This is a genomic window from Achromobacter sp. (genome assembly GCF_057314935.1).
In genome coordinates, this window is the sequence record NZ_DBHKZA010000073.1 from 6354 (window position 1) to 14208 (window position 7855).

General features: G+C 64.6%; 8 protein-coding genes. All 8 read right to left on the bottom strand.

Annotated elements, in window-relative coordinates; translation table 11 throughout:
* Window positions 1–845: flagellar hook-associated protein FlgL (gene flgL, locus ACO6D5_RS23130; RefSeq protein ID WP_485826661.1), on the bottom strand; the 845-nt coding region annotated here is incomplete at its 3' end.
* Window positions 846–892: 47 nt separating this feature from the next.
* On the bottom strand, window positions 893–2566 hold the full coding sequence (gene flgK / locus ACO6D5_RS23135) for a flagellar hook-associated protein FlgK (protein WP_485826662.1): 1674 nt from the start codon (window positions 2564–2566) through the stop codon (window positions 893–895).
* A 73-nt stretch (window positions 2567–2639) separates the two neighbouring features.
* Window positions 2640–3617 carry a flagellar assembly peptidoglycan hydrolase FlgJ gene (gene flgJ, locus ACO6D5_RS23140; protein ID WP_315846739.1) on the bottom strand — a complete coding sequence of 326 codons (978 nt, stop codon included), beginning with the start codon at window positions 3615–3617 and terminating at the stop codon, window positions 2640–2642.
* Window positions 3618–3619: 2 nt separating this feature from the next.
* Window positions 3620–4756 (bottom strand): flagellar basal body P-ring protein FlgI, encoded by a 1137-nt coding sequence (locus ACO6D5_RS23145; protein ID WP_315846740.1) that lies wholly within the window; start codon window positions 4754–4756, stop codon window positions 3620–3622.
* Window positions 4757–4758: 2 nt separating this feature from the next.
* On the bottom strand, window positions 4759–5448 hold the full coding sequence (locus ACO6D5_RS23150; RefSeq protein WP_315846741.1) for a flagellar basal body L-ring protein FlgH: 690 nt from the start codon (window positions 5446–5448) through the stop codon (window positions 4759–4761).
* On the bottom strand, window positions 5448–6233 hold the full coding sequence (gene flgG, locus ACO6D5_RS23155; protein WP_054425949.1) for a flagellar basal-body rod protein FlgG: 786 nt from the start codon (window positions 6231–6233) through the stop codon (window positions 5448–5450). The genes ACO6D5_RS23150 and flgG overlap by 1 nt, the downstream gene beginning before the upstream one ends.
* Before the next feature lie 63 nt (window positions 6234–6296).
* Window positions 6297–7061, bottom strand: coding sequence for a flagellar basal body rod protein FlgF (locus tag ACO6D5_RS23160; RefSeq protein ID WP_315846742.1), 765 nt, complete (start codon window positions 7059–7061; stop codon window positions 6297–6299).
* 38 nt (window positions 7062–7099) lie between these two features.
* The coding region (locus ACO6D5_RS23165; RefSeq protein ID WP_485826663.1) for a flagellar hook-basal body complex protein at window positions 7100–7855 on the bottom strand (756 nt) is incomplete at its 5' end.

Sequence of the window (7855 nt, forward strand, 5' to 3'; positions counted from 1 at the left end):
GCCTTGGGCTCGCCCGTGACCACCATCGAAACGCCGCCGAAATCGATCGCGGTACCCGGCGCGTAGGCCTTCGCAGGCTGGGACGGATCCGGCACGGTGACCGGATTGCCGCCGTTGGCGTCCGTCGTCGTGACGCGAAACCCTATCGCGCCGGTGGCGTCGGCCTCGAAAGTCACCGAGAAGTTCTTGTCCAGATTCCCGCTGCCCGGCGTCACGGACACGGCGCTGAACTGGGCGGTGCCGGTATTGGACGCAGGCGTCGACGCGACATATGCCTGAGAACCCGGGTTGGCGCGGCCGAAAATGTCCACGCCCAGATCGCTGGTCGACAGCTGGCGGCTTTGGTCGACCTGAACGGTGCGTTCGCCCACGGAGCCGCTGTACTGGATCTTGCCGGACGCGTCCTTGGTGTAGGGCATGACGCTACCGTCATTACCCGAGAACAGGTACTGGCCGCTGCCGTCCGTCGTATTGGCCAGGCCCATCAGGGCTTCGCGCGTGCTCTTGAGCGCCGTCGACAAGGTCTGGCGATCGCTGTCGGACATCACGCCGCCTGCCTGGATTACACGCGTGCGCGCTTCCTGCAAGGCGTTCTTGATGGAATCCAGCGTATTGCTTTCCTGGCCGAGGTTCGTGTTGGCCGTCTGACGGTTCATCGCGTACGTCGAATTGATGCTCTGCGTTTGCGCCACGCCGATGGCGAGCGATGCCGACAGGGGATCATCCGCAGGCGTCAGGTATTTCCGACCGCTGCCGACTTGCTCGACCAGGCGGTTCATGTCCGATTCCTGAGAGAGCACGCCGCTCAGGCCATTCGTGTACATCATCGTGGTGCTCAGGCGCATGGTGCAACTCCGAAATGCTTTTTAGTCATCACAATTCAACGGTCTGATCAGCCACGCAGGCCCAACAGCGTGTCAAAAACGGTGCTCGCCACATCGATGATGCGGGCGCTGGCCTGGTATTGCTCCTGATACAGCGACAGGCTCACGTATTCTTCGTTCAGGTTGACGCCCGACACCGATTGCTGGGCCGCCGCGGTCTGCTTGATCAGGTTGGCCTGCGCCGTGGCAGCCGACTTGGCCTGCGCCGTCTGCACGCCCACGGTATTCACGACCTGCGCGAACATGTCCGTGGTGCTCATCGTGCCGTGGCCGAGCACCTTGGCGGTCTGCAGCTGCGCCAGCTTCAGCGCATTCTTGCCGTTCGCGTCGCCGCCTTCGGCGTCCGCAGCGGCGATGCGCTCGGGGTCTTTGATCAGGACATCGATGTCGCGCGCGGCGTTGCGCGTGGGCGACAGCGACCATTTATCGCCCGCCTGGGGCGGTGCGCTGATCGTCAGCGTCACACCCATCTCGCTGTCCATGTTCAACGTCGCGTTGGGCGGTGTGCCGGTAGCCGGGCCGTTGTAGACCTGGGAGCCTTCCGGCATGCGCACGACCTGATAGTTCGTGCCGTCAAACGAGATTTCGTAGTCTTTCGCGTTGATGTTGGACAGGTTCGTGAACTGGCCCGAAATCTGCGCGTTGCTCTTGTTCTGCGTATTCGGCACGCCTTCCGGCGACGCGACGCTGAAGAAATCCGTGCCCGGGTTGCCGTTCTGGTCCAGACCCTGCTTGTGCTGTTCGTTGAACGACATTGCCAGGCCAACCGCCATCTGGCCCAATTGGGCCTGCATGACGTCCAGCGAGGACGAGCGGAACTGCAACAGGCCGCCCAGCTTGCCGCCGGTGACTTCGCTGTCGGCCAATTCGACGGATACGGTCTTGCCGGCGCCTGCCGGCAACGTGTAGGCCAGGACCGTGCGGCCGGCGTCCTTGGAGGACGGGACGGCTTGCAGCGGATAGATCGTGGTGCCGGACAGCAGCGCCTGGCCGCCCTTCGCCAACGAGATATTGATCTTGTCGCCTTGCTCGTACGTGGTGATGCCCACGAGCTGGTTCAGTTCAGCCACCGCCAGATCACGCTGGTCCAGCAGATCGTTGGGCGGGCCATTGCCGGCCTTGCCGGTCGCCAGCGAAATCTGCGTGTTCAGGTCATCGATACGGGTCAGATAGCTGTTGACCTGCTCGACCGTGGACGTGATCTGCGTGTTCAGGCCTTCGCGCTGATTCTGCATTTCCGTGTAGGCGGAACGGATCTGGGTGGCAAGGCTGTTCGCCTTGCCCAGCAAATCCTGCCGCGCGGCCGGGTCGGCGGGCTTGCTGGCCACCGCGTTCATGCTGGTGAAGAAATTGGTCAGGCCCGGGGCGATGCCGACCGTGCGGTCGGCGAACAGGTTATTGACCTGCGAGACCTGATCCAGTTGCGCCTGCAGTTGAGCGCCGCTGCCCTGCGCGCCGACCAGCTGCTTGTACAGGAAGCTGTCGTAACTGCGCACGACGGTGTCGACCTGGACGCCGCGGCCGATGTACCCGTTGCTGGTGGCTTGCGCGCCGGCGGTGGACGTCATCACGCGCTGGCGGTTGTAGCCAACCGTGGTGGCATTGTTGATGTTGTGGCTGGTGGTGGCCAAACCCGCCTGTGCGGCGTTCAGCCCGCCCAATGCCGTTTTATACAAATTCATGCTGACAATGCCCCGTATGTAACCGCAGCTGTTATCTCTGGATACTCCATTAACGGCAGGAGATCGTCCAAATTTAGAGTCCTTCCAACATCTGGCGAGAATTTTCCACCCGCGTTGCCGCCCCTCGGAGCTGGCCCATGATGCCGATCAGTTTCTGCGCATAGCGCGGGTCGGTCGCATAGCCCGCGTCCTGGATCTTGCGGGCCGCGTCGATCTCGTTGCGCGCCTGGGTGACGGCCTCGTAGCGCGGGCTGTTGCCGATCAGGCGCGCGTAGTCCGCGAACGACTCCTCATAGGACGCGTAAGCGCGGAAGGGTTGCGTCACCTTTTTAGCAACGCCGTCTTCGTATTCCGTGGTCAGCACGTTGACGACCTTGCCCTTCCAGCTGGCGCCCGCCTTGATGCCGAACAGGTTGTAGCTGGTGCTGCCGTCGGCGTGCTTGATTTCGCGCTGGCCCCAGCCCGATTCCAGGGCCGCCTGGCCCATGATCAGGCGCGCGGGGACGCCGCTTTGCTGCGACGCCAGATTGGCCGCGCGCGACATCTTCGACACGAAGTCCACGACGTGCTCCGGCGCGCCTTCGGCGGCGGCCAGCGCGCGGTCGCTGGCTCGGTTGTTGCGCATCACATTGAGCAACGCGGATACTTCCCGCGAACCGCCGGTGCGGAAATCCAGATCGGCGCCCTGCCCGATCGCGCGCACGGCGTCATCGGACACATCGGCCGGTTTGCCCTGCTGCATCTGCGCAAGGATCGACTGGGACAGCCCGATGCCGGGCGTCGCCAGGTGCAGCGCCAGCTGCTCGTCGGCCATGGATTGCAGCATCTGCGTCTGCTGCGAGTCGAACAGCCCTTCCTTGGGCGTCGCCTCGCGCATGCGCTTGACCATCATCTGCAGGAACAGGGCCTCGAATTGCTTGGCGACCTGCTTTTGCTGCGCGGTGCCTTCGGGATCTTTCTTGACGTCCCGCTTCAGGTCCGACAGGCGCCCCATGTCGAAGACCGAATCTTGCCGGGCGGCGCCCCGGGACGCGTCGTTTGAGACAGCCATCGTCAGATGATTTCCAGTTCGGCGCGCAAGGCGCCCGCGGTCTTCATGGCCTGAAGAATGGCCAGCAGATCCTGCGGCGTCGCGCCTAGGGCATTCAGGCCCTTGACCACGTCAGCCAGATTGGCGCTGGTGCTCACGCGCTGCAGCGAGCCATTGTCCTGGCGCACTTCGATCTGGGTGTTGGGCACCACCACCGTCTGGCCTTCCGTGAAGGGCGTATCCGGCTGCGACACCTGGTTCTGGCGGTTGATGATGACCGACAGGTTGCCGTGCGCCACGGCCGCCTCTTCGATCATGACCGTGCGGTTCATGACGACCGAGCCGGTGCGGGCATTGATGATGACTTTGGCCACCGTCGGCGCGCGTGCCACTTGCAGGTCTTCGACCAGAGACAGGAAACGCGCCTGGGAAGCCTGCTCCATCGGCGTGCGCACCTGCACCACGCGCCCGTCCAGCGCGGTCGCCGTGCCCTGGCCGAACTTCTTGTTAAGCGCGGTCGCCACGTTCTGCGCCGTGCCGAAGTCGGTATTGTTCAGTTCCACATGGATGTAGCCGTCGCGCGAGAACGTGGTGGGCACGCCGCGCTCGACAATGGCGCCCGCGCTGATGCGGCCGCCGTTCAACTGGTTGATCTGCACGCTGGAACCGCCCGCGGAAGCGCCGGCCCCGCCCACCAGGATGTTGCCCTGGGCGATGGCGTAGACCTGGCTGTCCGCGCCCTTCATGGGCGTCATCAGCAAGGTGCCGCCGCGCAGGCTCTTGGCGTTGCCCATGGAAGACACCACCACGTCCAGCGTCTGGCCGGGCCGCGCGAACGCCGGCAACGTGGTCGTGACCATGACGGCCGCCACGTTCTTCAACTGCATGTTGCTGCCGGCAGGCACGGTGATGCCCAGTTGCGACAGCATGTTGGTCAGGCTTTGCTGCGTGAACGGCGTCTGGCGCACCTGGTCGCCGCTGCCGTCCAGGCCCACGACGAGGCCGTAGCCGATCAGCTGGTTGCCCCGCACGCCCTGGATCGTGGCCAGGTCCTTGAGCCGTTCGGCCTGCGCCGCGCCGGCGCCGGCAACCAGTCCGACCGCCACGCAGACGCGGGCGAACAGGGACAGCAGAGCGGATATCGGAGTCGGGTGTGTCATGGTCAGAACGGCGAGGCGATCAGGAAGAAGCGTTGCAGCCAGCCCATGGTCTGGACTTCGTCCATGACGCCCTTGCTGCGGTACTCGATACGGGCGTCGGCCACCTGGGTGGACGACACGGTGTTCGTGCCGGTGATGGAGCGCGGATCCACCACGCCCGCGAAGCGCACGTATTCGCTGCCGCGGTTGATGGCGATCTGCTTTTCGCCGGCGACCTGCAGGTTGCCGTTGGACATCACGCCCACGACCGTGGTGGTGATGGTGCCGGTGAAGGCGTTGTTGGCCGTGCTGTCGCCCTTGCCCTGCGATACGTTGCCGCCCTTGGCGTCGGTGTTCAGGTTGGCGCCCGCCCAACTGTCCATGAAGGACGGGGCCGCGGCGATGCCGAGCGAGGTCGACCCCGACCGGTTGGTATTGGTCGCCACGTTCTTGGAGGCATTCGTCCGCTCGTTCAGCACGATGGTGACGATGTCGCCCACGTTGCGCGGCCGCCGGTCCTCGAACAGGGGATAGTTGCCGTACGTGGTCGGCTGATAGATGGAGCCCGTGGGCTGCGCCATGGGCATCGGCGGCGGCGGCGGTGCGGCCGTGGTCGGCCCGGTCACGATGGGCTCGGGCGGGATCATGGCGCAACCGGCCGCCAGCACAGCCAGCGCCGCAGCGAATACCAGACGCAGGACAGACATGGGCATCACAGTTGGGACAGGCGGGCCAGCATCTCGTCGGAGGTCTTGACGGCCTTGCTGTTCATTTCATAGGCGCGTTGCGTGGTGATCATGTTGACCAGTTCTTCGGCAACGTTCACGTTGGACGTTTCGACATAGTTCTGCATGATCGAACCCGCGCCGTCCACGCCAGGCTGCAGCAGGTTGGCCGGACCGGACGCGTCGGTTTCCAGGTACAGGTTCTCGCCGATGCTTTGCAGGCCGGTGGGGTTGATGAAGGTGGCGATCTGCAACTGGCCGATCTGCACGTTCACGCCGGCGGCGCCGGGCTGCGTCACCGAAACGATGCCGTCCTTGCCGATGGAGATCGACAGCGCATTGTCGGGCACGTTCATCGGCGGCTGGATCACATAGCCGCTGACGGTCGTCAACTGGCCGTTCTGGTCGCGTTGCAACGCGCCGTCGCGGGTGTAGCCCTGGGTGCCGTCAGGCAGTTCGACCTGCAGGAAGCCGCGCCCGTTGATGGCGATGTCCATTTCGCCGCCGGTGTTGTTCAGGTTGCCTGCCGTATGGATGCGTTCGGTGGCGGCCACGCGCGCGCCCGTGCCCAATTGCAGGCCGGACGGCAGTTGCGTGGCGTCGCCCACCTGGGCGCCGGGCTGGCGCAGCGTCTGGTACATCAGGTCCTGGAACACGGCGCGGCCGCGCTTGAACCCGTTGGTGGAAACGTTGGCCAAGTTGTTGGAAATCACGTCCATGGAGGTCTGTTGACCTTCCAGGCCCGTTTTGGCAATCCACAACGAACGCATCATGATGAAGTACTCCTGGTGCCGCGGCCGGGCCGCGCGCGAAAATTGTTTAAATCAGCTTCAGAATCAAGCGCTTATGGACAAGATGCCATTGGCGCGTTCGGCGTTTCGGTCCGACTGCTGGATCACCTGCATCTGCTGCTCGAAGCGGCGCGCGTTTTCGATCATGCCCACCATCACCTTCATGGGATTGGTGTTGCTGCCTTCCAGCACGCCGGACAACACGCGCAGACCGGGGTCGGCGGGCGCCGGCGGCGCCGGCTGGCCGTTGACCGGTGCCAGGCGGAAGACACCGTCGTCGCCATGCACCAGCTGCGCATTGTTCGGGTTCGCCAGCTTGATGCGGCCCAGGTTCAGGATGTTGTTGGGGCCGTCGCCTGCGCCGATGGCCGTGATCGTGCCGTCGGAGGTGATCGTCAACGCAGCCTGGTCCGGCACGTCGATGGGGCCGCCCTGGTCGGACAGCACCGGCTGGCCCAGCGAGGTCTGCAGCAGGCCATTGATGCCGACCTGCAGGCTGCCGCCGCGGGTATAGGCCTCGCCCTGCGGGGTCTGCACCGCGATCCAGCCGTTTTCGCTGGCCAGCGCCACGTCCAGGTCGCGGCCCGTGGTTTGCATCGTGCCCATCTGGAAGCTGTTGCCGGGCGTGGACGCCACCGTCGAAACGCGCGTAGGCAGACTCACCCCGTCCGTCATCGGAACCGACCGGTACAGCGCGATCTGCTCGCGGAACCCCGTCGTGTTCACGTTGGCCATGTTGTTGGCGAGCGCCGCCTGATGCTCAGTGATACGCGCTGCGCCATTCATGGCGGTGTAGATGATTCTGTCCATTGCCTATTCCGTCGGTGTCGTCGCGAGCCTGTCCGGCTTTACTTCAGGTTCATCAGGACTTGCATGATTTCGTCCTGGGTCTTGATGGTCTGCGAGTTGGCCTGATAGGTGCGCTGGGCGATGATCATGTTGACCAGCTCTTTGCTCATGTCGACGTTGGACGCTTCGGTCGCCTGCCCCACGACCTTGGACAGGCCGTTGGTGCCGGGCTGGCCGAGGATCGGTTGGCCGGACGCCGCGGTTTCAGTCCAGGCGTTGTTGCCCACCGGCTGCAACCCTTGCAGGTTGGAGAAGTCGGCCAGCACGATCGTGCCGACGACTTGGGTTTCGCCGTTGGTGTAGCGGGCCACCAGGCTGCCGTCGCCGCTGATGTTGATGCCGCTGAACTCACCGGACGTGTAGCCGTTGGGCTTGGCCACCAGCTTGTAGTCGCTGCCGTACTGCGTGGTGCCCGTGTAGTTCATGGCGATGCTGATCGGATCAGCCGGCGTGGTGGCGCCGCCCGGCGTCGCGAAGCTCAGCGTCACGACCGGGGCGCTGGTCAGCGCGCCCGCCTTGTTGAACGTGAACTGCTGGGGGTTGCCCCAGGTGCCGCCCGCCTGGGTCGTCGGCGCCATGGCCTGGCCGTCCATCGTGTAGTACACGTCATAGACGCTGTTGCCCGCCGCATCGGCCGGACGCTTGACGAAATACTGCATCACCTGGTGCGAGTTGCCCAGGGAATCGAACACCGTCATGGGCGACGCGTTCGTGTAGCTGCTGGAGATCGTCGGGTCGAACGGGCGGCCGATTTC